The 24,479-nt window shown below is 65.8% G+C and carries 18 protein-coding genes and 3 tRNA genes; 4 read left to right on the top strand and 17 right to left on the bottom strand.

The genetic code is table 11. From position 1 onward, the window contains the following. Positions 1-2 precede the first annotated feature (2 nt). The 6 genes from QNO08_RS12105 to QNO08_RS12080 form a co-directional block, all read right to left on the bottom strand. Positions 3-926: an oxidoreductase gene (locus QNO08_RS12105; protein WP_229965256.1), complete on the bottom strand. Its 924-nt coding sequence runs from the start codon at positions 924-926 to the stop codon at positions 3-5. Between the two features lie 34 nt (positions 927-960). Beyond that, positions 961-1,428, bottom strand: a complete 468-nt coding sequence (locus QNO08_RS12100) for a MarR family winged helix-turn-helix transcriptional regulator (protein WP_229965257.1) — start codon at positions 1,426-1,428, stop codon at positions 961-963. 9 nt (positions 1,429-1,437) lie between these two features. Then, entirely contained in the window at positions 1,438-2,538 is a 1,101-nt protein-coding gene (locus QNO08_RS12095) for an LLM class flavin-dependent oxidoreductase (RefSeq protein ID WP_229965258.1), read from the bottom strand. A gap of 97 nt (positions 2,539-2,635) precedes the next feature. Then, positions 2,636-5,782, bottom strand: a complete 3,147-nt coding sequence (locus QNO08_RS12090) for an efflux RND transporter permease subunit (RefSeq protein WP_229965259.1) — start codon at positions 5,780-5,782, stop codon at positions 2,636-2,638. Between the two features lie 145 nt (positions 5,783-5,927). Beyond that, the gene (locus tag QNO08_RS12085; RefSeq protein ID WP_229965260.1) at positions 5,928-7,424 is read right to left on the bottom strand and encodes a malate:quinone oxidoreductase; all 1,497 of its coding nucleotides are present in this window, start codon (positions 7,422-7,424) and stop codon (positions 5,928-5,930) included. Positions 7,425-7,519: 95 nt separating this feature from the next. After that, the gene (locus QNO08_RS12080; protein ID WP_229965261.1) at positions 7,520-9,196 is read right to left on the bottom strand and encodes an ABC transporter substrate-binding protein; all 1,677 of its coding nucleotides are present in this window, start codon (positions 9,194-9,196) and stop codon (positions 7,520-7,522) included. A 225-nt stretch (positions 9,197-9,421) separates the two neighbouring features. Here QNO08_RS12080 and QNO08_RS12075 point away from each other — a divergent pair, with 225 nt between their 5' ends. Beyond that, positions 9,422-11,200 (top strand): dipeptide ABC transporter ATP-binding protein, encoded by a 1,779-nt coding sequence (locus QNO08_RS12075; RefSeq protein WP_229965262.1) that lies wholly within the window; start codon positions 9,422-9,424, stop codon positions 11,198-11,200. Between the two features lie 169 nt (positions 11,201-11,369). On the opposite strand, the gene QNO08_RS12070 is transcribed toward QNO08_RS12075, so the two are convergent. The 7 genes from QNO08_RS12070 to bcp form a co-directional block, all read right to left on the bottom strand. Then, positions 11,370-12,314 (bottom strand): ABC transporter permease, encoded by a 945-nt coding sequence (locus QNO08_RS12070; RefSeq protein WP_229965268.1) that lies wholly within the window; start codon positions 12,312-12,314, stop codon positions 11,370-11,372. Further along, on the bottom strand, positions 12,311-13,315 hold the full coding sequence (locus tag QNO08_RS12065) for an ABC transporter permease (protein WP_229965269.1): 1,005 nt from the start codon (positions 13,313-13,315) through the stop codon (positions 12,311-12,313). Before QNO08_RS12065 ends, QNO08_RS12070 begins: the two co-directional genes overlap by 4 nt. A 98-nt stretch (positions 13,316-13,413) precedes the next feature. Next, positions 13,414-15,111: an ABC transporter substrate-binding protein gene (locus tag QNO08_RS12060; protein ID WP_229965270.1), complete on the bottom strand. Its 1,698-nt coding sequence runs from the start codon at positions 15,109-15,111 to the stop codon at positions 13,414-13,416. Between the two features lie 293 nt (positions 15,112-15,404). Next, entirely contained in the window at positions 15,405-16,106 is a 702-nt protein-coding gene (locus QNO08_RS12055; protein ID WP_269439147.1) for a fasciclin domain-containing protein, read from the bottom strand. 214 nt (positions 16,107-16,320) lie between these two features. Beyond that, positions 16,321-17,406 (bottom strand): hypothetical protein, encoded by a 1,086-nt coding sequence (locus QNO08_RS12050; RefSeq protein ID WP_229965271.1) that lies wholly within the window; start codon positions 17,404-17,406, stop codon positions 16,321-16,323. 294 nt (positions 17,407-17,700) lie between these two features. Next, positions 17,701-17,782 (bottom strand) — tRNA-Leu (locus tag QNO08_RS12045). 64 nt (positions 17,783-17,846) lie between these two features. Next, on the bottom strand, positions 17,847-18,314 hold the full coding sequence (gene bcp, locus QNO08_RS12040) for a thioredoxin-dependent thiol peroxidase (RefSeq protein ID WP_229965272.1): 468 nt from the start codon (positions 18,312-18,314) through the stop codon (positions 17,847-17,849). A gap of 145 nt (positions 18,315-18,459) precedes the next feature. Here bcp and QNO08_RS12035 point away from each other — a divergent pair, with 145 nt between their 5' ends. Beyond that, a complete protein-coding gene (locus QNO08_RS12035) occupies positions 18,460-19,014 on the top strand; it encodes a MarR family winged helix-turn-helix transcriptional regulator (RefSeq protein ID WP_229965273.1) in 555 nt (184 codons plus the stop codon). Positions 19,015-19,204: 190 nt separating this feature from the next. Here QNO08_RS12035 and QNO08_RS12030 read toward each other — a convergent pair. The 3 genes from QNO08_RS12030 to QNO08_RS12020 all read right to left on the bottom strand — a co-directional run bounded on the left by QNO08_RS12030 (position 19,205) and on the right by QNO08_RS12020 (position 20,470). Further along, positions 19,205-19,277, bottom strand: a tRNA-Lys gene (locus tag QNO08_RS12030). Between the two features lie 546 nt (positions 19,278-19,823). Further along, positions 19,824-19,896 (bottom strand) — tRNA-Lys (locus tag QNO08_RS12025). Positions 19,897-20,032: 136 nt separating this feature from the next. Beyond that, entirely contained in the window at positions 20,033-20,470 is a 438-nt protein-coding gene (locus tag QNO08_RS12020) for a hypothetical protein (RefSeq protein ID WP_229965274.1), read from the bottom strand. A 161-nt stretch (positions 20,471-20,631) separates the two neighbouring features. On the opposite strand from QNO08_RS12020, the gene QNO08_RS12015 reads away from it, so the two are divergent. Beyond that, positions 20,632-21,588 carry a 2-hydroxyacid dehydrogenase gene (locus QNO08_RS12015; protein ID WP_229965275.1) on the top strand — a complete coding sequence of 319 codons (957 nt, stop codon included), beginning with the start codon at positions 20,632-20,634 and terminating at the stop codon, positions 21,586-21,588. A gap of 99 nt (positions 21,589-21,687) precedes the next feature. Here the strand turns inward: QNO08_RS12015 and QNO08_RS12010 are convergent, their stop codons facing one another. After that, a complete protein-coding gene (locus QNO08_RS12010) occupies positions 21,688-22,128 on the bottom strand; it encodes a hypothetical protein (protein WP_229965276.1) in 441 nt (146 codons plus the stop codon). Between the two features lie 161 nt (positions 22,129-22,289). Between QNO08_RS12010 and ilvD the strand changes: the two genes are divergently transcribed. Then, a complete protein-coding gene (ilvD, locus tag QNO08_RS12005) occupies positions 22,290-23,993 on the top strand; it encodes a dihydroxy-acid dehydratase (protein WP_229965277.1) in 1,704 nt (567 codons plus the stop codon). Positions 23,994-24,479: the final 486 nt, after the last annotated feature.

Below are 24,479 nucleotides of genomic sequence, written 5' to 3'. Positions count from 1 at the left end.
GGTTACTCCAACCCGGGGAACGTAACGCCGGTGAGCTTGGTGCTGACCTCCCATAGCCGGCGGGCGGCGTCCGGGTCCCGGGCCTGGGGCGCCGGAGTTACCGGGGCGGGCTTGCCGTGCAATGTGCCGCGCAGCTGTCCGGGACCGTCCGGCCCGTAAAAGTCCCCGCCCCGCACCTCGGGAGCCGTAGCGGCATACAGCGTGGGGAGCGCCCCGAGTGCCCCGTTCTGGCCCAGCAGGCGGAAGAAGGCACCCAGGACGTCCAGGCTGGCGGGGTAGTTCATACCGGAGGTGAGGTTGGTGCTGGCGAAGCCGGGATGGGCCGCTGCGGCGATGAGGTTCTCGCCGCGGGCCTCGAGACGGCGGGAAAGCTCGAAGGTGAACAGCAGGTTGGCCAGTTTGCTCTGGTTGTACCGCGCCCAGGGCCGGTAGCTGCGTGCGGCGTCCAGATCGTCGAAATACATCCTTCCGCCGCGGTGGGCGAGGCTGGAGACGGTGACCACGCGCGGAGCGCGGGCGGCGCGCAGCATCGGCAGCAGCAGCCCGGTCAGTGCGAAGTGGCCCAGATGGTTCACCCCGAACTGGAGCTCGAACCCGTCGGCCGTGGCGCGGTGCGGGGTGGCCATGACCCCTGCGTTGTTGATGAGCAGGTCCACCGGGGCCTCCTGCGCGGCGGCGAAGGCCCGCACGGAGGCCAGGGAGCCCAGATCCAGCGGGCGCACCCGCACCCGGTCGCTTCCGGTCTCGGCGCGGATCCGCTGCAGCGCCGCTTCGCCCCGCGCTGCGTTCCGGCAGGCCAGCTCCACGCAGGCGCCCTTCGCGGCGAGGACGAGGGCGGTCTGCAGTCCCAAGCCGCTGTTGGCGCCCGTAATGACTGCGGTTTTTCCGCTCTGGTCGGGGATGCTGTCGGCGCTGAAGGTTTCCACTGCTGGCTCCCGCCGTGGTTCGGATCAGGCGGTGCTAGTCGTCGCTGGCGGCCAGGCTGGCCAGCACCTTGTCCGTGAGGAGCTTGAGCTGGTTGAGTTCCTCGCTGCTGAGCGCCGGCGAGAGCAGCTCATGGATTCCCTGCACATGGACCCGGCCCAGGCGGCGCTGCATGTCCCGGCCCTCGTCGGTCAGTGCCAGCTCAACGCCGCGCTGGTCGTTCTGCGCCGGACGGCGCTGCACCAGCCCCTTGGCCTCCATCCGTTCCACCATGCGGCTGAGGCTCGGCTGGCTGATCAGCAGGTGCTCATTGAGCTCGTTCAGGCGGATCCAGCCGGTGGGGCAGCGGGTGAGGTTGAACAGGACGTCGTACTCGCGCATCGTCAGGTTCTTGAACGCCGGATCCTTCTGGAGCCGCCTCATCACCCCCACCTGGGTCCGGAAAAGGGACTCCCAGGCCTCTGCTGCCTGTCGAACGGGGACGCTGCTGGTATCCGGGGACATGCCTCTACCCTACTGAAAAGAAGGAGCCGCTGATGCACGTGACGCTGCGGCTACCCGTGCGGCATGCGTAGGACCGTCCGGAACATCGGCCGGGCGGCGGGAGTCGAATTCTCGGCGCAGCTCCGGCAGCACGTATTCGCCGAAGAGGTCCAGCTGCTCCAGCACGGTCTTCAGGGGCAGGCCGGCATGGTCGATCAGGAAGAGCTGGCGCTGGTAGTTTCCGAAGTATTCCTGGAAGGACAGGGTTTTTTCGATCACTTCCTGCGGGCTGCCCACTGTCAGCGGGGTCTGCGCGGTGAAGTCCTCCATGGTGGGGCCGTGGCCGTACACCGGGGCGTTGTCGAAGTACGGACGGAACTCGTTCACGGCGTCCTGGGAGTTCTTCCGCATGAAGAACTGGCCGCCCAGGCCCACGATCGCCTGATCGGCGCGGCCGTGGCCGTAGTGCTCGTAGCGTTCGCGGTACAGGCCGATGAGCTGCATGTAGTGCTCCTTCGGCCAGAAGATGTTGTTGGCGAAGAAGCCGTCGCCGAAGTAGGCGGCAATCTCCGCCACCTGCGGCGTGCGGATGGAGCCGTGCCAGACGAAGGGGGCGACGCCGTCGAGCGGACGGGGCGTGGCGGTGAAGTTGTGCAGCGGGGTGCGGAACTTCCCCTCCCAGTTCACGGTGTCCTTGTCCCAGAGCTGGCGGAGCAGGCTGTAGTTCTCCACTGTCAGCTCCACGGAGTCCTGCATGTTCTTGCCGAACCAGGGGTAGACGGGGGCGGTGTTGCCCCGGCCCAGGACCAGGTCCACCCGGCCGTCGGAGAGGTGCTGGAGCATGGCAAAGTCCTCGGCGATCTTCACCGGGTCATTGGTGGTGATCAGCGTGGTGGCGGTGGAGAGGATGATCCGCTCGGTCTGCGCCGCAATGTAGCCCAGCAGCGTGGTGGGGGAACTGGCATAAAACGGCGGGTTGTGGTGCTCGCCGGTGGCATAGACGTCCATCCCGATTTCTTCGACCTTCTTCGCGATGGCCACGGCGGACTTGATCCGTTCGCCTTCCGTGGGGATCCGCCCGGTGACGGGGTCGCGGGTGATGTCGCTGACGCTGAATACGCCGATCTGCATGGTGTCCTCCGATGGTGTTCCGGCGGCTGCCGAACCGAACTGCTCCAAGTATATGCATTTGCATCTACATGGTGCCACAACGACGGTTCGGCACGAATCATTCCGTGGGGCCGGCACCTGCCGGGGCGAACCCGCCGGATGCATCGGCGGATCCGGCCCGCCGCTTTTCCCGCGACCCCTCCACCAGCCGGTACAGCACCGGCACCAGGATCAGGGTCAGCACGGTCGAGGACACCAGTCCGCCGATCACCACGATGGCCAGCGGCCGGGAAATGAAGCCGCCCTCTCCGGTGACGCCCAGCGCCATCGGGGTCAGCGCAAACACCGTCGCCAGCGCGGTCATCAGGATCGGGCGCAGCCGCTGCCGGGCACCCTTCATGATGGCATCCGGGACGTTCATTCCCGGCCGCCCGTCGTGCGGCCGGCGGTACTGGTTGATCAGGTCCACCAGCACGATGGCGTTGGTCACCACAATGCCGACGAGCATCAGCATGCCCACCAGGGAGGGAAGACCCAGCGGCACCCCGGTGACCAGCAGCAGCAGGATCGCCCCGGTGGCGGCAAACGGCACGGAGACGAGCAGGATCAGCGGCTGGACCAGGGATTTGAACGTCGCCACCATGATCACGTACACAATGGCGATGGCCGCCAGCAGCGCCAGTCCGAGCTGGGTGAAGGACTCGTTCTGCTGGGTGGCGGCACCGGAGAGGGTGGCGGTGACGCTGGCCGGCAGCTCCAGCCCGTCGAGCTGGGCCTGCACCTCGGTGATCGCCGCCCCCAGGTTGTCGCCCGCCGGGGCCACGGAGACGACGGCGGTGCGCTCGCCGCCGGAGGAGGAAATCGACGTCGGGACATCCACTTCCTCGACCGTCGCCAGCGAGCTCAGCGGCACCGTGCCGGAGCCGGCGGGCACCGGCACGGCACTGAGCTGCTCAATGCTGGTGACGGTGGTTCCCTCGCCGATCAGGACCGGGAAGTCGTCGGTGCCGATCCGGATGGTTCCGCCCGGCAGCGGACTCAGGGTCGAGGCCATCAGGCCGGCGATCTGCTGCTCATTCAGCCCGGCCGCCACCGCCTTGGCGCGGTCGATCGAAATCTGGACCACGGGGGAGGAGGAGGACAGGTTGCTGGTGACTTCGGCGGCTGCGGGCAGCTCGGACATCGCCTCTGTGACCTGCTCGGCGGCCGGCTGCAGCTCGGCGGGATCACCGGCGGAGAGGCTGATGTCCACGGTGTTCGAGGTGCCGAAACCGCCGCCGGTGGTTCCCAGGGTGAGGTTCCCGGCGTCGTCGTCCAGGCCGTCCAGCTCGGCGCTGACGGTCTCCCGCAGCGCCACCTGGTCCACCCCGGGCTCGGTGATGACGGTGTACGAAGCCACCGCGGATCCGCCGGCGGTAAAGGCGGCAAACCCCGAACTCGAGGTGCCCATGGTGACCTGGACATCCTTGACGCCCTCGGTGCCGCGCAGCGTCTCCTCCACCTCTTCGGCAGCCGCCGAGGTGGTTTCCAGTGCGGTGCCCGGCGGCATTTCCTGCCGCACGCTGAACGTGTTCTGCCCGGTGTCTCCGAGCAGGTTGGTCTGCAGCAGCGGGGTCATCGCCGCGGTTCCGACCAGGACGACGAGGCCGGCGGCCAGGGTGTAGACGGGATGCCGCTGCGTGGTGCGCAGGATCGGCAGATAGCCGCGCTGCAGGGGCGTCCGGGACTCCCGGGCTTCGGCGTCGGCGCGGTACGCGGCGGGATCGGCGACCGGGGGAGATGACTTCAGGAACCAGTACGCCAGCACCGGCACAATCGTCAGGGACACCAGCAGCGATGCCAGCAGCGCCAGGGAGGTGGTGATGGCGAACGGCCGGAAAAGTTCACCGGCCAGGTCGCCGACAAACGCAATCGGCGCAAAAACGGCCACTGTGGTCAGGGTCGAGGCGGTGATGGCGCCGGCCACTTCGCGGACGGCGGTCAGGATGGCGGTCCGCTTGTCGGTGCCGTAGCCCAGGTGCCGCTTGATGTTTTCAATGACCACAATGGAGTCGTCCACCACGCGGCCGATCGCAATGGTCAGCGCGCCCAGGGTCAAAATGTTCAGGGAATACCCGAACGCCAGCAGGCCGATGAACGTCACCAGCAGGGACAGCGGAATGGACACGGCGGTGACCAGGGTGGAACGCACCGAGAGCAGGAAGACCAGGATCACCAGGACGGCGAAGCCCAGGCCCAGGATGCCCTCGGTGGTCAGGTTGGAGATGGATTCTTCAATGAAGGGCGCCTGATCGAAGACCACGGTGAATTTCGCGCCGTTGCCGAGCTCGGCTTCCAGTGCCGGCAGCAGGTCCAGAACCTCGTGCGAAATGCCCACGGTGTCGCCGGCGGGGGTCTTGGTGATGGACACCGCCAGCGTCGGCTCCCCGTTGGTGCGGGTGATGGAGGTGTTCTCATCTTCGGCGATGTCCACGGTCGCGACGTCGCCGATGGTCACCGGATCGGCGCCCGCTCCGGAGTCCTGCGTGGATTCGACCGGAAGGGCGGCGATTTTCTCCAGGCTGTCCAGCGGGCTGCCCACCTGGATGGGCAGGGTCCGGCTGTCCTCGGAAACGGTGCCGGCAGGCACCAGGGCGCCGCTGTTTTCCAGTGCCTCCGAGATGGCCGACGGCCCAACCCCCAGGGCGGCGAGGGCCGCGGAGTCGGGAAGAATGGCGATGCTCCGGGTGGAGCCGCCGGTGACTTCGGCGGTCCGCACCCCTTCGATCTTCTGCAGCCGCGGAACCGTCAGCCGCTGCAGTTCGCTGTTGAGCTCGGCCAGCGGCTGATCCGAGGACACTGCCATGTACACGATCGGGAAGTCGCTGATGCTGCCGGCCAGGGACTGCGGATTCACGTCGTCGGGCAGCAGCTGCCGGGCGTTCGAGATTGCCCGGTCCACCTGGCCGCGGGCGCGGTCCAGGTCGGTGCCGTAGGCAAAGGTCAGGTTGATGGTGGAAATCGAGGAACGCGAGGTGGCCGAGGAGGATTCCAGGCCTTCGACGGCGGTGAGCGCGCCTTCGAGGGGTTCACTGATCTGCTTGTCCACCACCTCCGGGGACGCGCCGGGCAGGGCCGTGATCACGCTGATCTGCGGGAACTCCAGCGAGGGGATGAGCTCCTGCTTCAGCGACCCCATGGAGATCACGCCGAAGACCACCGTGAAAACGGTGATCAGGGCAATGAGCGCCCGGTTGGAGAGGGAAAGCTTGGCCAAGCGGTCCATGAGCCTGCCTTAGGAAGGGCGGAACTGACGTAGATCGGCAAAACGTTCCGGACGGGGAAACCGTACCGGTGCAGATAGTTCGAAGGACCGGGCCGACCGGATGGGTCGGCCCGGTCCAACGGGTAAAAATGATGCGGCGGTGCGGTTAGTTCAGGCCGAGGACGCGGTTGGTGTCCTGGGTGATTTCGTCCAGCAGGGACTCATTTTCGTTGAGCTTGACGCCGTAGCCCGGGATCATGTCCTTGATCTTGGCCTCCCAGCCGCCGAATTCGGCGGGGAAGCAGCGCTTGAGCAGGTTCACCATGATCGGCGGAGCGGTGGAGGCGCCCGGGGAGGCGCCCAGCAGGGCACCCACGGAGCCGTCGGCGGCGGTGATGAGTTCGGTGCCGAACTGCAGCACGCCGCCCTTCTTCGGATCCTTCTTGATGACCTGCACGCGCTGGCCGGCGGTGATCAGGTCCCAGCCCTCGGTGACAGCTCCGGGAACGAATTCCTGCAGTGCCTTGGTCTTGCCCTCGCGGGTTTTCAGCACTTCGGTGATCAGGTACTTCACCAGGGACATGTTGTCCTTGCCGACGGCCAGCATCGGCAGCAGGTTGTCCGGGCGGACCGATCCGGGCAGGTCCAGGTAGGAACCGCTCTTGAGGAACTTGGGGGAGAAGCCGCCGTACGGGCCGAACAGCAGCGAACGCTGGCCGTTGACGAAGCGGGTGTCCAGATGCGGCACCGACATGGGCGGGGCGCCCACCGAGGCCTGGCCGTACACCTTGGCGTTGTGCCGGGAGATGATCGAGTCGTCGGTGGAGCGCAGGAACTGGCCGGAGACGGGGAAGCCGCCGAAGCCCTTGCCCTCGGGAATGCCCGAGGCCTGGAGCAGATGCAGGGCACCGCCGCCGCCGCCGATGAAGACAAAGCGGGCCGAAACCGTCCGGGACTGCCCGGTGGCGCGGTTCTTGACCTTGACGTCCCAGCCGCCGTTGGAGGACCGGGAGACGTTGTTGACCTCGTGGCCGTAGTTCATCTCCACGCCGTTGTTGCCCAGGTAGCCGGTGAGCTCTCGGGTCAGGGCGCCGAAATCGACGTCGGTGCCGCCCGCGACGCGGGAGGCGGCAACACGCTGGGAGGGGTTCCGGCCCTCCATGATCAGCGGAGCCCATTCGGCCAGCTTGGCCGGATCCTCCGAGAACTCCATGGTCTTGAACAGCGGCTGCGCGCTCAGCGACTCGTAGCGGCGGCGCAGGTATTCGGAGTGCGCGTCACCCCAGACGAAGCTCATGTGCGGCAGCGGGTTGATGAAGCTGTTCGAGATGTGGCCGGAGGAGACCATGTGGGACCAGAACTGGCGCGAAACCTGGAACTGTTCGTTGATGCCCACGGCCTTCGCCGGGTCAACGGAACCGTCGGCCGCTGCGGGGCTGTAGTTCAGCTCGCAGAGCGCGGCATGGCCGGTGCCGGCATTGTTCCAGGGGTCCGAGCTTTCCAGCCCGGCACGGTCGAGGCGCTCAAATAGGGAAATGTCCCAATCAGGCTGGAGCTGCTTCAGGAACGCCCCGAGGGTCGCGCTCATGATGCCGCCGCCGATCAGCAGAACATCGGTTTTGGTTGCGGACTTGTCCGCCGGGCTATTAGCAGTCAACTTCATATCTCCAGTCGCGAGGGCGCTAGCCCTAGAAGCGTATCGCTACCGGTCCCCTTACTAAAATCACCTGAGCTTGCCGGAGCGCGGGGTGCAGGTACTTACGGTTCGCGGAGCTCGATCCGGTTGAAGACTTCGTTGAGCAGGGGAGAGGTCGGATAGACGGCGACTCTGGGGGAGAACGCCAGCGCGGAGATCGGAAAGGCCAGCGGAATGGCCGGCACCCGGGTGGCGATCCGGTCGCTGATGGCCGTGTACGCCTCGGTCTGTTCCGGTCCGGATTCCAGGGTGCGTGCCCGGTCAATCTTGCTCAGCAGCTGCGCGTCGTCGTAGGCGAATTCCTCGGTGTAGCTGCCGAACAGGCTGCCCACGAAGTTGTCCGGATCGTCGTAGGTGCCGCTGATGCCCAGCAGGTGCAGGGCGCGGTCACCGCTGCGCTGCACGCTCTGCAGATAATCGTCGGACCATTCCACCGGAACCGGCTTAATATTCAGGCCAACGGCAGTTAGCTGGCGGCTGAGCTCGGCGTACACCCGCTCCGGTGTCGGCAGATACGCGCGGGTGACGTGGCGGGGATAGTGGAAGGGCAGTTCGGCGCCCTTGTAGCCGGCCTCCTTGAGCAGCTCGGCGGCCCGTTCTGGGTCGTATCCGTAGCTGGTCACGGATCCGGAGGAGACACCGAGCTTTTCGGGAACGAACTGGTTGGCCTGCTTGGTTCCGTTCAGGAACAGTCCCTCCAGGAGCGCGCCCTTGTCGATGGCGTGGGCAATGGCCTGGCGCATCTTGACGTTGTCCAGGCCCGGGAAGGCCTGGTTGATGCCCAGATACAGGACCGAGTACGGGTCGCGCTGCAGGATCTGCAGGCCGTTGCGGGCCAGGTCGTCCACATCGGCCACGGTGACGAGGTCGTAGCCGTCCACTTGCCCGCTTTTCAGGGCGCGGAGCCGGCTTTCGGGACTGGTCATCGTCTTGAAGACGATGCCCGCGATCTGCCCGCGTTCGCCCCAGTAGTCGGGGTAGGTTGCCAGGCGCACTTCGTCGCCTTCCCAGGATTCCAGGAAGAACGGTCCGGTGCCCACCGGGTGCAGGGCATATTCCGAGAGCCTCTGGCCGTCCTTTTCGGAGCTGAGGGCATCGGCGTTGAACTGCCGGAGGGCCTTGGGCGAGGACATGGCAAACTCGGGCGAGGCCAGTGCCGGAATGAATCCGGTCAGGCGCGTGGCCAGGTCGATCCGAACCGTGTGTTCGTCCACAGCGGTGCAGGATTTGTACACCGCCAGTTCCGGACGGTCCGAATAGGAGTTGAAGACTGACTGGTAGGCAAGATTGCCGACTCCGCGGGCGGAGGCGGGCAGGTGGTACCAGCGCTCAAAATTCGCGCAGACGGCGTCGGCGTTGAACGGCTCCCCGTCGTGGAAGGTGACGCCCTTGCGCAGCGCGAAGGTGTAGCTGCGGCCGTCCTCCGACTCGGTCCAGCTCTCGGCCAGCAGCGGGGTGGGCGCGGAGGTCAGGGCATCGACGCCCACGAGGCCCTCGAAGATCTGGCGCGTGACCCGGTGGCTCTCGGTGTCGGTGACCAGGGCCGGATCCAGCCCCGACGGGCGTGCGGCGGTGGCGAAGGTGAAGGTGGCGCTGGGTCCGCCCTGGGAGCCGGAGGCGGAAGCCGAAGCGGTGGCGTTGCTGTCGGGCGGGGTGGCGGTGCATCCGGCGAGGGCGAGTGCCCCGAGGAGGGCACCGGCCCGAAGGAAGGAGCGGCGGCCGATGCCGGGATCTGTCACAGCTGTTGTTCTCCTCCGGGACGCTCCATCCCTGGTGTGGTCTGACGGTTCTCGCACGGTGGTGCCTAACGGTGTTTCCATCGCTGTTTTCGGCACCCGTGCCCGAGTGCATGGCTGGCCATGTCTGGACAATATGCGTGGATTGACAGTCTAAATGAAAAAAAACCGGCAAGGGCCGGTGAGACACGGCTCACACCACTGCTCCAAGTAAGGCAGGATAGGGAAATGACTGAAATCAGCCCTGACGTTCCCCTGCTTGAGGTGACCGATCTCGCGGTTAACTTCCGGACCACCGACGGCGAGGTGCAGGCGGTGAAGAGCGCCTCCTTCGCCCTTCCCCGGGGAAAGACGCTGGCCATTGTGGGCGAGTCGGGATCCGGAAAGTCCACCACCGCCATGGCCGTGATTGGCCTGCTGCCGGGCAACGGCAAGGTCGCCTCCGGCAGCATCCGCTTTGACGGAACCGAGCTGGTGGGGATGCCCGAGACCAAGATGCGGGCCATCCGGGGGCGCTCCATCGGGCTGGTGCCGCAGGATCCGATGTCCAACCTGAACCCGGTCACGAAGATCGGCACCCAGGTGGCGGAGACCCTGCTGGTGCACGGGATGGCCACGTCCAAGGACCTGGACCGCAAGGTCATCGAGGTCCTTACCGCAGCGGGCCTGCCCGACGCCGCGGAGCGGGCCAAACAGTATCCCCATGAGTTCTCCGGCGGCATGCGCCAGCGCGCACTGATCGCCATTGGCCTGGCCTGCCGGCCGCGGCTGCTGATCGCTGATGAACCGACGTCGGCCCTGGACGTGACGGTGCAGCGGACGATCCTGGACCAGATCGGCAAGATGACCGAGGAACTGGGCACCTCGGTGCTGCTGATTACGCATGACCTGGGGCTGGCCGCCGAACGCGCTTCCGAGCTGGTGGTGATGCACCGCGGGCTGGTGGTGGAAACCGGCCCCGCCCGCCAGCTGCTGGAGGATCCGCAGCATCCCTACACGCAGGCCCTGGTTTCAGCGGCGCCCAGCGTGGCAGCCGTGCGGCTGAGCCCCGGTGCCTTTACCGTGCCGGCGGCCCAGCGGCTGAAACTCGCCGAGCAGGCCTTCGCGGAGCGCGACGGCGAAGCGGGGCTGGCCGACGACGTCGCCGTCGCCGGGGCGGCGGGGCACGACGCCGGGGACGCCGGTGCCGGCAGCACGGCCGCACCGGACAACATCGTGGAAATCCGCGACCTGACCAAGGTGTTCAAGATCCGCGGGCGGTCCGAGGACTTCTATGCCGCGCGTAACGTGACCCTGGACATTCCCCGCGGCCGGACCGTGGCGATCGTGGGGGAGTCCGGCTCCGGCAAGACCACCACCGCCAGAATGCTGCTGAAGCTGATTGAACCCACCAGCGGAACGATTACCTTCGACGGGATCGATGTCGGAGGTTTGGAAAAGGGCAAGCTGCGTGAATTCCGGCAGCGTGTCCAGCCGATTTTCCAGGATCCGTACTCCTCCCTGGATCCCATGTTCACGATCGAGCGGATCCTGGACGAGCCGCTGAAGACGTACAAGCGCGGGTCCAAGATCGAGCGGGCCGCGCGGGTGCGTGAGCTGATGGAGCAGGTGGCGCTGCCGCAGTCGATGCTGCGCCGCTATCCCGCGGAGCTGTCCGGCGGGCAGCGGCAGCGCGTGGCGATTGCCCGGGCGCTGGCGCTGAAGCCCGAGCTGATCGTCTGCGACGAGCCGGTGTCGGCCCTGGACGTACTGGTTCAGGCCCAGATCCTGAAACTGCTGGGTGACCTGCAGGCCGAACTCGGACTGAGCTACCTCTTCATCTCCCACGACCTGGCCGTGGTCCGGCTGATCTCGGATTACGTCTGCGTCATGAAGGACGGGGAGCTGGTGGAAGCGGCGTCGTCGGAGGAAGTCTTTTCGAACCCCCGGCACCCCTACACGCGGAAACTGCTGGCTTCGATCCCGGGCAACGAACTGGACATCTCCGAGGACGAGCTGGCCTCCTGATCCCGGCCTCCTGATCGGGAAGGTTCCGGGCCGGAGAACCGGCCCGGGACCAAAGGCTTTAACCGGGACCAAAGTCCTCAAAGACAGGCAGAGGTGCCGCCCCGCGGGGCGGCACCTCTGCCTGTCTTATGCGTCGTGTTTTTTGCGTCGCGCAGGTGCCGGAAGCTGCCTACTTTTTGCGGGTCTTGGGATCCAATGCCTCGCGCAGCGACTCGCCCAAAAGGGTGAAGCCCAGTGCCGTCACGGCGATGCAGATGCCCGGCAGGAACGCCAGCTGCGGCGCCACGGCCAGCTCGTTCTGCGCGTAGGTGAGCATGCGTCCCCACTCCGCGGTCTGCGGCTTGCCGCCGCCCAGCCCCAGGAAGGACAGGGCTGCTGCGTCAATCACGGCGGTGGCCAGGGTCAGGGTTCCCTGCACGATCACCGGGCCCATGCTGTTGGGCAGCAGGTGGCTCATGGTGATGGTGCGCCGGCTCAGGCCCAGCGACTGTGCCGAGAGAATGTAGTCGGCGCTGCGCTGGGAGATCATTGACGAGCGCAGCAGGCGGGCGAAGATGGGCACCTGCGACACCCCGATGGCGATCATGATCGCGTAGGTGTTCTGCCCCAGGATCGCGGCAATGCTGACGGCCAGCAGCAGGTTCGGAACGGAGAGCAGGATGTCAACGAACCGCATGATGACGTTGTCCACCCAGCCGCCCAGCCCGCCGGCAATGACACCGAGCAGCATCCCGCCGGCCAGGCCGAGGGCGGTGGAGACGATGCCGATGATCAGCGAGGCGCGCGCGCCCCAGATCAGCTTGGACAGGACATCGCCGCCAAAACGGTCCAGCCCCAGCGGATAGCCGGCTATGTCGCCCGGTCCGGGAATGCTGGTGGGCGTGATGTCGGTTCGTCCGGGCAGATCGTCGCCGCCGAACGGTGCCAGCAGCGGAGCCAGCAGGGCAACCAGGATGAAGACGCCGACGATCACCGCTCCAGCGATGGCCGCCGGATTGTGCCGCAGCCGGGCAAAGGCCGACTGCCACATCCCGCTGCCCCTGACGTCGGCTGTTGCTGCGGGCTCGTCGGGCCGGATGGCGCCGCCGGGCGCCGGTGGGAGAACCGTACTCATTGCACCCTCACCCTCGGGTCGATAAAGCCATAGGAAATGTCAACCAGCAGATTGATCAGTGAATAGGCTATGGCGATGAAAATAATGAATCCCTGCAGGACCGGATAGTCCAGATTGAAGATGGCGTCGCGCAGGAACCGCCCGACGCCGCTGAAGGCAAAGACGGTCTCGGTCAGGACGGCACCCGAAATCAGGAGTCCGGTCTGCAGGCCGATGGTTGTGGTCACGGGGAGCATGGCGTTGCGGAGCACGAAGCGGCCGCGGATGGTTTTTTCCATCAGGCCCTTGGCCCGGGCGGTGCGGACGTAGTCAGCACCCTGGACTTCCAGGACCGAGGCCCGCGTGATGCGGACAATAATGGCCAGCGGAATGGTGCCGAGCGCGATTCCCGGAAGGACCAGGTGCATGACAGCGTCCCAGGACGCGTCCCACTCCCGCGTCAGCAGGCCGTCCAGCACATAGAAGTCAGTGACATGGGTGGCGTCAATGCGGGGGTCCTGCCGGCCGTCCGGGGGAAACACCGGCAGCTGGATGGCCAGCAGCCATTTGAGGATGAAGGCCAGGAAGAACACGGGAATGGTGATGCCGACCAGGGAGAGCACCACCGAGGAATGGTCCCAGAAGCGGCCGTAGTGAGTGGCCGCGAGGTAGCCCAGCGGAATGCCGATGCCGATGGCGAAGATCAGCGCCACCACTGCGAGTTCCAGGGTGGCGGGGAAGCGGGTCGCGAACTCTTCGAGGACGGGGCGTCCGGTGACGATGGAAGTGCCGAAATCGCCCTGCAGGAGCTTGCCCACATAGGTGAAGTACTGCTCCAGCATCGGCCGGTCAAAGCCGTAGGCGGCGTTGATCGCGGCCACCGCCTCGGGCGTGGCCTTGTCTCCGAGGAGTGCGGTGGCCGGACCGCCGGGAAGGTTGCGGACCCAGACGAACAAAAGGATGGACAGCCCAATAAGGGTGGGAATCAGCATGAGAAGGCGTTTGCCGATGACTTGCAGCACAGATGTCCTTTCTCAGCGGATGAAAACCGGCTGGAGGAGGAGGGTGGGGGACAGAAAGCGGGCCGGGGAGTCCCGAAGGAACCCCGGCCCGCGTGCTGCTACTTGGTGAGTTTGATCTGGTTGAACACTTCGTCGCTGACCGGGCTGGCCGGGTAGGACTCCACGCGCTCGTTGAATGCCAGCGAAGGGGCCGGGTGGGCCAGCGGCACGGCAGGAACGAGCTGGGCGATGTCCTCGTTGATCTGCTCGTACAGCGGGGTCTGCTCTTCCAGGCTGCTTATTTGGCGGGCCTCCTCGAGGGATGCGAAGAGCTCCGGGTTGTTGAAGCCGAATTCGGGCTTCTCTCCGCCGAAGAACACGCCGACAAAGTTGTCGGTGTCGTTGTAGTCGCCGGTCCAGCCCAGCAGGTGGATGCCGTGGTCTTCGCCCACCTGGACGCGGTCCAGGTAATCCGGGGACCACTTGTTCGGCTGCGGGGTGACCTTGATGCCAACCTCTTCAAGCTGGGCGGTGATGTTGGTGTAGACCTGCTCCGGGGTGGGCATGTACGGGCGCGAGACACCGGTGGGGTAGTTGAAGTCCACGGTGAAGCCGTCAGGGTAGCCGGCCTCGGCCAGCAGATCCTTGGCCTTTTCCGGATCGTACTCGTATTCGGTGACGTCCTCGTTGTAGCCGTTGACGACGTCGGGAATGAACTGGTTGGCCACCTTGGTGCCCTCGGGCAGGGTCTGGTCCACCAGCGCCTGCTTGTCAATGGCGTGGGCAATGGCCTGGCGGACCAGCGGATTCGCCAGCTCCTCCACCTTCTGGTTCATGCCCAGGTACAGGATGGTGAACGGTTCGCGGGTAATCACGTTGTAGCCGGCGTCGGCCAGCTTCTGAGTGTCCGCCGGGGCCACCAGGTCGTAGCCGTCGATGGTGCCGGCCTCCAGGGACTGGCGGCGGGAGTTGGGGTCATCGATGACGCGGAAGATGATGTCGGTGACCTGGCCCTGCTCGCCCCAGTAGTCCTCGTTTGCGGCGAGGGTGATTTGGTTGCCCACGTCCCAGGCGTCGAACTTGAAGGGACCGGTTCCGGTGGGGTGGTCCTTGGCATACTCGCTCAGCGTCGGTGCCTCGGCAGTGCCGGAGGCGGCGTTGGCGTCATACTCCTCCATCGCCGTCGGGCTCTGCATCGAGAAGGCCGGGAGCGAAAGGGCGGCAATGAAGCCGGCGAACGGCTTGGCCAGGGTCACCACGGCCTCGGCGTCACCGGTCGCTTCGCAGGACTTGTAGGTTGCGGTCTCCGGGGTATCGGCGAAGCCCTTGAAGAGCTTGCTGTAGTAATACGCCAGGCTCTCCTCCTGCTGGATGCCGGTGAAGTTGTACCAGCGGTCAAAGTTGGCGCAGACGGCTTCCGCGTTGAAGGCGGTGCCGTCGTGGAACGTGACACCTTCCTCAAGAGCGAAGGTGTAGGTGAGCGCATCCTCGGACGTTTCCCAGGACTTGGCCAGCAGCGGCTCCGGATCGGCGGTTCCCGGCTTCACGCCGACCAGGCCCTCGAAGATCTGGCGGCTGACACGGAAGGACTCACCGTCGGAGGCAAACGCGGGATCCAGCGTCTTGGGGTCGGAGGAAGCCGCGAAGACAAAGGTTCCGTCCACTTCGGAGGAGGTACCGGCGTCGTCGGACCCTTCCTCGCGCTCGCTCTGGGCGCAGCCGGACAGAATCAAGGCGCTCAGGGCAACGCCTGCGGTGATGGCGGCGGCCCGCCGCCTGGGGCGGGAGCCATTCGTAGTTCGGCCGGCAAGTGACATGGTTCTACTCCTCTGGGCGAGTGTTACCCGCGCGGATGCCGTGCGGTGCATCGTGCAGGGTGTGCTGTGGTGTCCGTGGCAGGTGGAGCGGTTTTTTGAGCGGTTCTTTTTGGGGCAAGTGTGTTGCACGCCACAAACATATGGGACAGAGCCTAATGGGTGCCGGGGCGCCAGTTCGCATTTCAAGTCCCGGCGCGGTCACAATTTGGTCACGACAAAGGCGGGCGCCTTGGTGGGGCGCCCGCCTTTGTCGGTGGTGGATCTGTGCTGTGCCGGGTTTGGTGCCGCCCGGACTACATCGGAGGCATCAGGACGGTGTCCAGCAGGTAGACCGTAGCGTTCTCGGTCTGGACGCCGCCGCAGACGACGGCGGACTCGTTCACCATCAGGCTGTCGCCGGACCCGGTGACGTCGACTTCAGCACCATTCACCGTGGCGTACATGCCGGAGAGTTCCTCAGGGGCCATCTGGCCCGGAACCACGTGATAGGTGAGGATGCTGGAGAGCAGATCCGGATCCGTCTTCAGCGTCTCGAGGGTGGCCGGATCCAGTTTGGCGAAGGCCTCATCGGTGGGTGCGAACACCGTGAACTCCGAACCGTTCAGGGTATCGACCAGGTTGACCTCCGGGTTCAGCTGGCCCGAGACGGCTGCGGTCAGCGTGGTCAGCATGGGGTTGTTCGACGCGGCAGTGGCTACCGGGTCAAGCGACATTCCCTGGATGGACCCCGCTCCTTCGGGAACGGCCGCCGCGTAGTCGGCGCAGCTGGCGCCGACGAGGTTGGCCGCCGGATCGGCGCTCATGGACTCGCTGGCGGTTGCGTCGGGGCTCATGGGCTCCGAAGCGGAGGGGGACATGCTGGACTCCGAGGCCATGCCCGATTCGGAGCTCTCGGAGGAGGTATCGGAGGAGTCGGTGCTGCAGGCGGCCATGCCCAGCATGGAGACAGCGGCGATTCCGAGGATGGACATGTTCCGGCGGGTCTTGAAAGCCATTGTTTTTCTCCTTCTGGCGAGGGTCCGTCTGGCGGGACCTCGTGGTTGGTGTGAACACCTCTTGGGGCGAGGTCTCAGAAGGTCTTCGGCCCGGGGCTCCGGCCGGATGGGTGACGGGCTGGAAAAGTTTTGAGCCAGGTCACAGCAGGGACTTGGGAGGCTCGGCTCGGCGGGGCGCGCGTGGCGGGGCGAGGGCCTGCAGAAGGAGGTGGTTTTAGTCCGGGACCGGCCGCGAACCGGAGTCGACGGGGGCGCCGGTTGATTCGTAGATAAGTTTGACATTCACTTCGTAAGTGCCCGGCGGGATCAAGTCAGGAACCCATATTTCCGCTGTTCCGGCGGCGCTGTCCGTGTCGGCTTCAACCCGGTAGGCCAGGCTCTCGGCTAACCATAAATGCGGTACATCGATGCCGTCGAGCGACCACGTCAGCAGAAGGGGCACTCCCTCCAGGCCTTCAAGGGTCAGATCCACAGCAACTGTCCAGCCTCGTGGTGCCGGGTTGCCGGCGCTGTCGGTACCCTCGACCGTGCTGAGCATCTCAACTATTTGGGTTGCGACATCCGCCGGGGCCGGCGACGTGCCGGCACCGACGGCAGGTTCAACGGCTTGCTCAGTGCTGGCGGTGAGTCCCAGGGATTGGTTTCCCACGGCTGGAAAAACCCTTAAGTCCTCAGGTTTGAGGTCATAGCCCATCATTGTCAGCACCGGATCCTCCACCACCTCCAGCTCAAACTCCTCGGTCCATTCGGGTGACTCCGTCCAGCCGGCTGAGGTGCTGGGTGAAGAGGTGGAAGAAGGGGTGGCAAAGGTCGGAGGCGGGGATGTTTCAGGCTCGGTGGCAGGGGGCCCGGGAACCGGCGTCGGCGGCACCGTGACGGCCGGCGGAACCGGCGTCGGCGGCACCGTGACGGCCGGCGGAACCGGCGTCGGCGGCACCGTGACGGCCGGCGGAAGCGACGGGTTGGGCGGGAATGCTGTCGAGAATCCCGGAACTGCTGCTGCGTGACCCCCAGCGGGCAGCTGCCGGGCGTTCGTGTCTTGGGCAGTTTTCAGGGGGAGGGCGGTGCCGAGCTGTACAGCGTTGAAATCACGAAGGTCCGACGCCCTTAACAGCTGGAGCAGTTCAACGGTCGCCGTATCTTTGTCATCCGGGCGGTCAAAGCGGTCCCACAGTCCCAAGACGGCGGTGATCGCGGTCGCCACTGCGCCGGCGCCAATGATGAGGGACTTTCCGCGCAGGTACCAGGGCGGAGGAGGTTTGTCCTTGGTGTTGGCGTCGGCGTCCGCAACGGTGTCCATAAACGGGGCCTCCTCGAATAAGGTGCCACTGGCTCAACCAAGGAGCCACTGGTTGCACCCCGCGGATGGGCGGGCCACTCAGGTGCTATTTTCCCGCCGCCAAGGTGCAGGGTCAACGGCTCGGCATCGGGTAGGGACACGGAGCGGGGAAGCAGCAGAACCAGATGCTGACGGGGCCGGCATGCGGGTGCCTGGCGCGAACCGTGCCCGGGCAAAAGAAAACACCCCGGTCCGAAGACCGGGGTGTTACCGATGTCGCGACTCATCGGAAAACGATGTCTCGACTCGTCACAGTGCGCGAGGAGGGACTTGAACCCACACGTCCGAAGACACTGGAACCTAAATCCAGCGCGTCTACCAATTCCGCCACTCGCGCTCAGGCTGTCACTGCCGCGCTATCCGCGGAAAGGCACAAAACCAGCCTCCAGTGTACCTGAGGTTCAGGCCAGTCCGAGATCGCGCTTCAGCTTGGCGACGTGGCCGGTGGCCCGCACGTTGTATTGGGCGAGGGAGACGGCGCCGTCGGGGTCCACGACCACCGTCGAGCGGATCAGGCCCTCGTAGGTCTTGCCGTAGTTCTTCTTCTCGCCCCAGGCTCCGTAGGCCTCGGCAACTGCGTGGTCCGGGTCGGAGAGCAGCGGGAAGTTGAGGTGTTCAGCCTCGGCGAATTTTTCCAGTTTGGAAACCGGATCGGGGGAGACGCCGACGACGGCGTACCCGGCCTCCTGCAGCGTGTTCAGATTGTCGCGGAAATCGCAGGCTTGCGTGGTGCAGCCGGGTGTGGCGGCAGCGGGGTAGAAGTAGATAACGGTGCTGCGGCCTCGGAATCCGGAGAGTGAAACAGAGGCTGAATCGGTTGCCGGAAGGGTGAAGTCCGGGGCTTTTTCGCCGGGGGACAGGCGGGGCATAGGTCTCTCCTTGGTATCAATGGCAGATCAGGCTGTGTCACAGCGCGACAGCGCACGGCCTTGGTGGCTATCCTAGTACGTGGTGGATTTGTAGGTTATCCGATCGGCCATCAAATCCTCACCCTGAAAGGAAGAGTTCTGATTTATGCCCGATATGGAGCACTGGCCCACCGGTCGACTGTTGTCGACGGCTGCCCGCCTGGTCGAACACGCTTGGAATGAGCGGCTTGTTCGAATTGGCGTGACCCACGCCGGAGTAATCGCGTTGGGGGTCCTCGATTCCCAGGGGCCCATGACGCAGGCGCATTTGGCGCAGATCGTCCGGGTCCAGGCGCAGACGATGGGCAAGACCCTCTCCCGGCTGGAAGCTCATGGACACGTGGTCCGGGTCCGGAATGACCTGGACCGGCGCAGCCACATGGTCTCCATCACTCCGGAGGGAGTGGAGGCGCTCCGCGAGGCGCAGGACATCGAGAGCACACTTACCGACGGCGGTGACCTGATGTCCGACGAGCTGCGCAGACAATTGCGCAATGTCATTAAAGAGCTGGGAAATCCCCGCTGGCAGCTGGCTGTGGATGTTCCGGGGCTGCCGATTCCGGTCGTCCCCGCGGAGGAAATTGTTGCTGCCGCAGCCGCGGAGGAAGTGCCCGGTGACAGCTCCGGCGTTGAAGCCGGGAAGACCGCAGGCACGGCCTAACGGCGCACGGCCTGATTCGTTGAGGCACGCCCCTTTCGGGGGGCGTGCCTTTTTCGTTTTGCCTCCGGGCTGACCGGCAGCGGGAGTCCCCTTGAACCGGTCATCGGGAATGTGAGCACCGTTCTGGCCTTGCAGCAACAAAAAGAGCGGCTCTGCCGGTTTTCACCGAGCTGAGCCGCTCCTTGATTTGTGCACCCCCCGGGACTTGAACCCGGAACCCTCTGATTAAGAGTCAGATGCTCTGCCAATTGAGCTAGAGGTGCATCTGCTGGGATGTCTTGGCGTCGGCGTGAACCGACGATTTGTCATCCGCAACGACAGACAACACTACCAGCCTTTCTGCCCTGCAGCGAACGGATCGGCGGGTATCGGCGGAAGTGAGATCCACTTCATATGTCAGTTACCCCATTCACCACCCCGAAGTGATCTGCACGAAGCATCTGGAGCCAGGCCAGCCGCTGGATGGCGGCGGCAGCGGTGCGATGGCGGCGCAGCACGTCAGGCAGTGCCGCAGCCATTGGTTCACCATCCTGCACCAGAAGCTTTCCTGCGACCATTGTGTGCCAGGCGCGGGCCGGACCGGTTCGCGGCCAGGCCTCGACCGGTTCCGCCGCCCGGGTGGCGGATGTCCACTGCGTCGCGGGCTTGCGTATGGAGGCCGGGCGGTAGCCGCCGGGCTGGGTGGCCAGGGGCAGGCGCCCGCAATCGAGGCCCACCCCAAGTGCCCGAGGCCCGCCGAACCCAAAAAGCCAAACAAAAAACCCCGCCTGGCCAAGGAATTTCTTCCTGGCCAGACGGGGTCTGTATTGTGCACCCCCCGGGACTTGAACCCGGAACCCTCTGATTAAGAGTCAGATGCTCTGCCAATTGAGCTAGAGGTGCCTTTTGTTTTGTCCTGCAAGCCGATCATTTCTGCTCGATTTGCTCTCCGCAACGACATGAAACATTACCAGTACTTCCGGGAAAAAGAAAAATTGGCTCCAGTCTGCCCCCGGCGCGGCGCTTCCGCCCGGGGACCTCACGCCGGTGAGGCGCCCGGGTTGCCTTTCCGCAGGCCCCGGAGCGGCGGCGGAACCACCAATTCCAACGGGCTGCCGTCCCAGGCCGAACTGTTGTCCACCACCCAGGTCCGCGACGGTTTCGGCTGCCCGGCATCTCCGCCCTCTGCGGAATGATCAGGCTCCGCCGGCTCCCTTGTCGTTGCCGTCACGGTGTTGGGCGGAACCGGAGTCACGGGCAAATGGTCGCGTTTGCCCGGACGGGTGCCGGCCGGAGTGCCGATGGCCCGGGCGGACACCACGGGAAGTTCACCCGTGGACGCTTCCTTGGAGCTGACCCGCGCCGCCTGTTCCACAGCTCCGTGCCGCAGCAGTCGGCGCAGCAGTGCAACGGCCGCAGCGCTGAAGCCGACGGCTGAAAATACCGCCGCTGAACTAAGCAGGGACGAGCGATTCACGTAACTGCCTTTCCCTCGATCCACCAGCCGGCCCGACAAAAACACCGCCACCCAAACACCGCCGCGCGGCACAATACTGGCTGCCCCTCGACGTTACGGCGGGTTCCGCTTCAGTGTCCAGAGGTGCGGCGGACCTCGACGGCGGCACTAGGCTGTCAGGCATGAATCAGCAATTTCGCCCCATCCGTTCCATCACGTTGCCCACCGAGGAGCTCCTGCAAGCCATGAGCCCGCTGCCGGACGGCATTCGCGCCGGCCTCTGGGACGTAGTGGGGGAGCCCAAGGGGCTGGAATACGGCGAGATCGACGCCGTCGTGCTGCCGTATGCAACCGGCAGCGACTGGCAGGAAGCGCTGGACCGGGTGCCGAACCTGAAAATGCTTCAGGCCCAGTCCACGGGCTACGACGGCCTGCCCGAGCTGGTGGGGCCCGATGTCGCCGTCGTCAGCGCCGCGGGAGTCCACGTCGCCGGGACCGCGGAGCTGGCCCTGACGCTGATGCTGGCCTCGCTCCGCGGCGTGGACGCAGCGGTCCGCAACTCAGTGACCGGAACCTGGGACAGCCGCCGATTCCCGGGTCTCGCCGACCGCAGGGTGCTGCTGGTTGGCGTTGGCGGAATCGGCGCTGCCATTGCGGAACGGCTGGAGCCCTTTGAAGTGGAACTGACCCGGGTCGGTAGCCGGGCCCGGACTGATGAGCGCGGCACCATCCACGGCACTGATGAGCTGGTGGAGCTCGCCAAGACAGCCGAGGTGGTGGTGGTGATAACTCCGCTGACCGAACAGACGCGCCACCTCATCAACAAGGAGGTCCTCGCCGCGCTGCCGGACGGCGCGCTGGTGGTGAACGTCGCGCGCGGCCCCGTCGTCGACACCGAGGCGCTCACCGCCGAAGTGCTGTCCGGGCGGCTGCATGCGGCCCTCGACGTCGTGGACCCCGAGCCGCTGCCGGCAGACCACCCGCTGTGGAAGGCTCCGAACGCGATCATCACCCCGCACGTGGGCGGCAACACCGAGGCGTTCGTGCCGCGGATCCGCAAGCTCCTGAAGGAGCAGATCGGCCGCCTGGCCCGGGGCGAAGAGCCCGTGAACCTGGTGCGCCGCGGCCCCTGGGCCTGAGGCAACGTCGCCGGGACTGAGGCAGGAACGACGGCGGAGGCCGACGGCGGCGGGAGCCCCGCCGTCGTCGGCCCGGCAGTCCCTCTCAGGCAGCCCCTCTCAGGCCAGCGTCAGGAAGTGATCCACGAAGGAGCCGAAGTCCTCGAGGTCGACGGCCTGCTCGATAACCCGCAGGCCGTCGCCGTCCTCAGGCAGCGGGGCGCTGGCCTCCACCTGGAAGCGGAAGATGCGTCCGGTGTTCGTGCCAACCTCGTAGTCCCCGGCGGAGACTTCTTCGGCGTGGGACAGGTTGGTCGAGTTCACGGCAGTGGGCGCCTCGAGTCCGGCGAGGGTGGCGGTGTTGAATGGGGCAAACACCAGCTCGGCCGGGCGCCACCGGTATCCCACCACATAGAAGGTTTCGGCACCGTCCCCGCCGGGCCCGGCGCAGACCAGGTTGTAGTCGCCGTAGTTGGGAATCTGCGATTCGAACACATGCCGGAGCACAACCTTGATGTCATCGCTCGAGGGCTGATCGCGAAACTCTGGTGCCGAAGTCATCTCCCCAGTCTATGAACACCAGCCCCCATCGGCGGAAGCCACCCCCCGCAAGGGCCCGTTCCGAAACAAACACGTCACGCCCTCTTCACGCGCCGTAACAAGCGAGCAGCCCATCCGTCATATGCCCCGGCGGCGCCGCGGAAAGGTCCTAAGATCAAGACATGAGCTTGGAGAATACGCCTGACATCAAACCCCGAAGCCGAGTAGTCACCGACGGGATCCACGCCGCCCCGGCGCGTGGCATGTTCCGGGCCGTGGGAATGGGGGACGACGATTTCGCCAAACCGCAGATCGGCGTCGCCAGCTCGTGGAACGAAATTACTCCCTGCAACCTGTCCCTGAACCGGCTGGCCCAGGGCGCCAAGGAAGGCGTCCACGCCGGCGGCGGGTTCCCCATGCAGTTCGGCACGATTTCCGTTTCCGACGGCATCTCCATGGGCCACGAGGGCATGCACTTCTCCCTCGTCTCCCGCGAGGTCATTGCCGACTCCGTGGAAACCGTGATGATGGCCGAGCGCATGGACGGCTCCATTCTGCTGGCCGGCTGCGACAAGTCCCTGCCCGGCATGCTGATGGCAGCCGCCCGCCTGGACCTGGCCAGCGTGTTCCTCTACGCCGGCTCCATCATGCCCGGCTTCGCCAAGATGGAAGACGGCACCGAGCGCGAAGTGACGCTCATCGATGCCTTCGAGGCCGTCGGCGCCTGCGCCGCCGGGAAGATGAGCCTCAAGGACCTGGACACCATTGAACGGGCCATCTGCCCGGGCGAAGGCGCCTGCGGCGGCATGTACACCGCCAACACCATGGCCTGCGTCGGCGAGGCGCTGGGCATGTCCCTGCCCGGGTCCGCCGCCCCGCCCTCCGCCGACCGCCGCCGCGACGACTTCGCCCGCAAGTCCGGCGAAGCCGTGGTCAACCTGCTGCGCAAGGGCATTACCGCCCGCGACATCATGACCAAGAAGGCCTTCGAAAACGCCATCGCCGTCACCATGGCCTTCGGCGGCTCCACCAACGCCGTGCTCCACCTGCTGGCGATCGCCCGCGAGGCCGAAGTTGACCTGACGCTCGAGGACTTCAACCGCATCGGCGACAAGATCCCGCACCTGGGCGACCTGAAGCCCTTCGGCCGCTACGTGATGTTCGACGTCGACAAGATCGGCGGCGTGCCCGTCATCATGAAGGCACTGCTCGACGCCGGCCTGATCCACGGCGACTGCCTCACCGTCACCGGCAAGACTGTCGCGGAGAACCTCGCCGCGATCAACCCGCCGGATCCGGACGGCAAGGTGCTGCGCGCCTTGGACAACCCCATCCACAAGACCGGCGGCATCACCGTCCTGCACGGCTCGATGGCCCCCGAGGGCGCCGTGGTGAAGAGCGCCGGTTTCGACGCCGACATCTTCGAGGGCACCGCCCGCGTGTTCGAACGCGAGCAGGGTGCGCTGGACGCGCTCGACGCCGGAGCGATCCACGCCGGCGACGTCGTCGTCATCCGCTACGAGGGACCCAAGGGCGGACCGGGCATGCGCGAAATGCTCGCCATCACCGGTGCCATCAAGGGCGCCGGCCTGGGCAAGGACGTCCTGCTGCTGACCGACGGCCGGTTCTCCGGCGGCACCACGGGTCTGTGCATCGGCCACGTGGCACCCGAAGCCGTCGACGGCGGCCCGATCGCGTTCGTGAAGGACGGCGACCGCATCCGGGTGGACATGGCGGCCCGCAGCTTCGACCTGCTGGTGGACCCCGCAGAGCTGGAGGCACGCAAGGAAGGCTGGAAGCCGCTGCCTGCCAAGTTCACCACCGGCGTGCTGGGCAAGTACGCCAAGCTGGTCAACTCCGCCTCCACCGGGGCTTACTGCGGCTGAAAACCCTCCCCGCTGATACCCGCTGGCGCGGATATCAGCGGGGCCCCTAAGGGTTTTCAGCCTTATTAAGCCCTGCCGCCTTACGTGGGCTGGTCACCGGTTAAGGACCCTGTCGCCTGCCGTTCGAAGGTCACCTGTTAGGGACTTCGGCTGGCTGCCGTTCGAAGGTCACCTGTTGGGGACTTTCGCTGGCTCCCGGGGTCGTCTCGCCGGTTAGGGATTTCTGCCGCCGGCCGTGGCTCGACGGTTACAGGGTGTCCATTGGTTGGACAGGGCGTCCGAATAGTGAGACGGGGACCAAATTCAGTTGACAGTGCCGTAGGGGATGGGAAGACTGAACGGTATGCAGATCGTATCCGTCGTCCTTACCAAGCGCGTGGCCTAACAGCCGGCTTGTAAGAACGTCACGCGCGAACCCCTACGGAGCCAACCGGCACGAGGGGTTTTTTTATTGGCTTCAGACAAAGCACAGAAGCCGCGAAGGAC

This window comes from Arthrobacter sp. zg-Y820 (genome assembly GCF_030142155.1).
Taxonomy (GTDB): domain Bacteria; phylum Actinomycetota; class Actinomycetes; order Actinomycetales; family Micrococcaceae; genus Arthrobacter_B.
This window is presented reverse-complemented; position numbering and strand designations above follow the sequence as displayed.

Coding starts and splice junctions, on each gene's coding strand:
- QNO08_RS12100 (WP_229965257.1), bottom strand. CDS start 1,428: ATGTCCCCGGATACCAGCAGCGTCCCCGTTCGACAGGCAGCAGAGGCC.
- QNO08_RS12095 (WP_229965258.1), bottom strand. CDS start 2,538: ATGCAGATCGGCGTATTCAGCGTCAGCGACATCACCCGCGACCCCGTC.
- QNO08_RS12090 (WP_229965259.1), bottom strand. CDS start 5,782: ATGGACCGCTTGGCCAAGCTTTCCCTCTCCAACCGGGCGCTCATTGCC.
- QNO08_RS12085 (WP_229965260.1), bottom strand. CDS start 7,424: ATGAAGTTGACTGCTAATAGCCCGGCGGACAAGTCCGCAACCAAAACC.
- QNO08_RS12075 (WP_229965262.1), top strand. CDS start 9,422: ATGACTGAAATCAGCCCTGACGTTCCCCTGCTTGAGGTGACCGATCTC.
- QNO08_RS12070 (WP_229965268.1), bottom strand. CDS start 12,314: ATGAGTACGGTTCTCCCACCGGCGCCCGGCGGCGCCATCCGGCCCGAC.
- QNO08_RS12060 (WP_229965270.1), bottom strand. CDS start 15,111: ATGTCACTTGCCGGCCGAACTACGAATGGCTCCCGCCCCAGGCGGCGG.
- QNO08_RS12055 (WP_269439147.1), bottom strand. CDS start 16,106: ATGGCTTTCAAGACCCGCCGGAACATGTCCATCCTCGGAATCGCCGCT.
- QNO08_RS12050 (WP_229965271.1), bottom strand. CDS start 17,406: ATGGACACCGTTGCGGACGCCGACGCCAACACCAAGGACAAACCTCCT.
- bcp (WP_229965272.1), bottom strand. CDS start 18,314: ATGCCCCGCCTGTCCCCCGGCGAAAAAGCCCCGGACTTCACCCTTCCG.
- QNO08_RS12035 (WP_229965273.1), top strand. CDS start 18,460: ATGCCCGATATGGAGCACTGGCCCACCGGTCGACTGTTGTCGACGGCT.
- QNO08_RS12015 (WP_229965275.1), top strand. CDS start 20,632: ATGAATCAGCAATTTCGCCCCATCCGTTCCATCACGTTGCCCACCGAG.
- QNO08_RS12010 (WP_229965276.1), bottom strand. CDS start 22,128: ATGACTTCGGCACCAGAGTTTCGCGATCAGCCCTCGAGCGATGACATC.
- ilvD (WP_229965277.1), top strand. CDS start 22,290: ATGAGCTTGGAGAATACGCCTGACATCAAACCCCGAAGCCGAGTAGTC.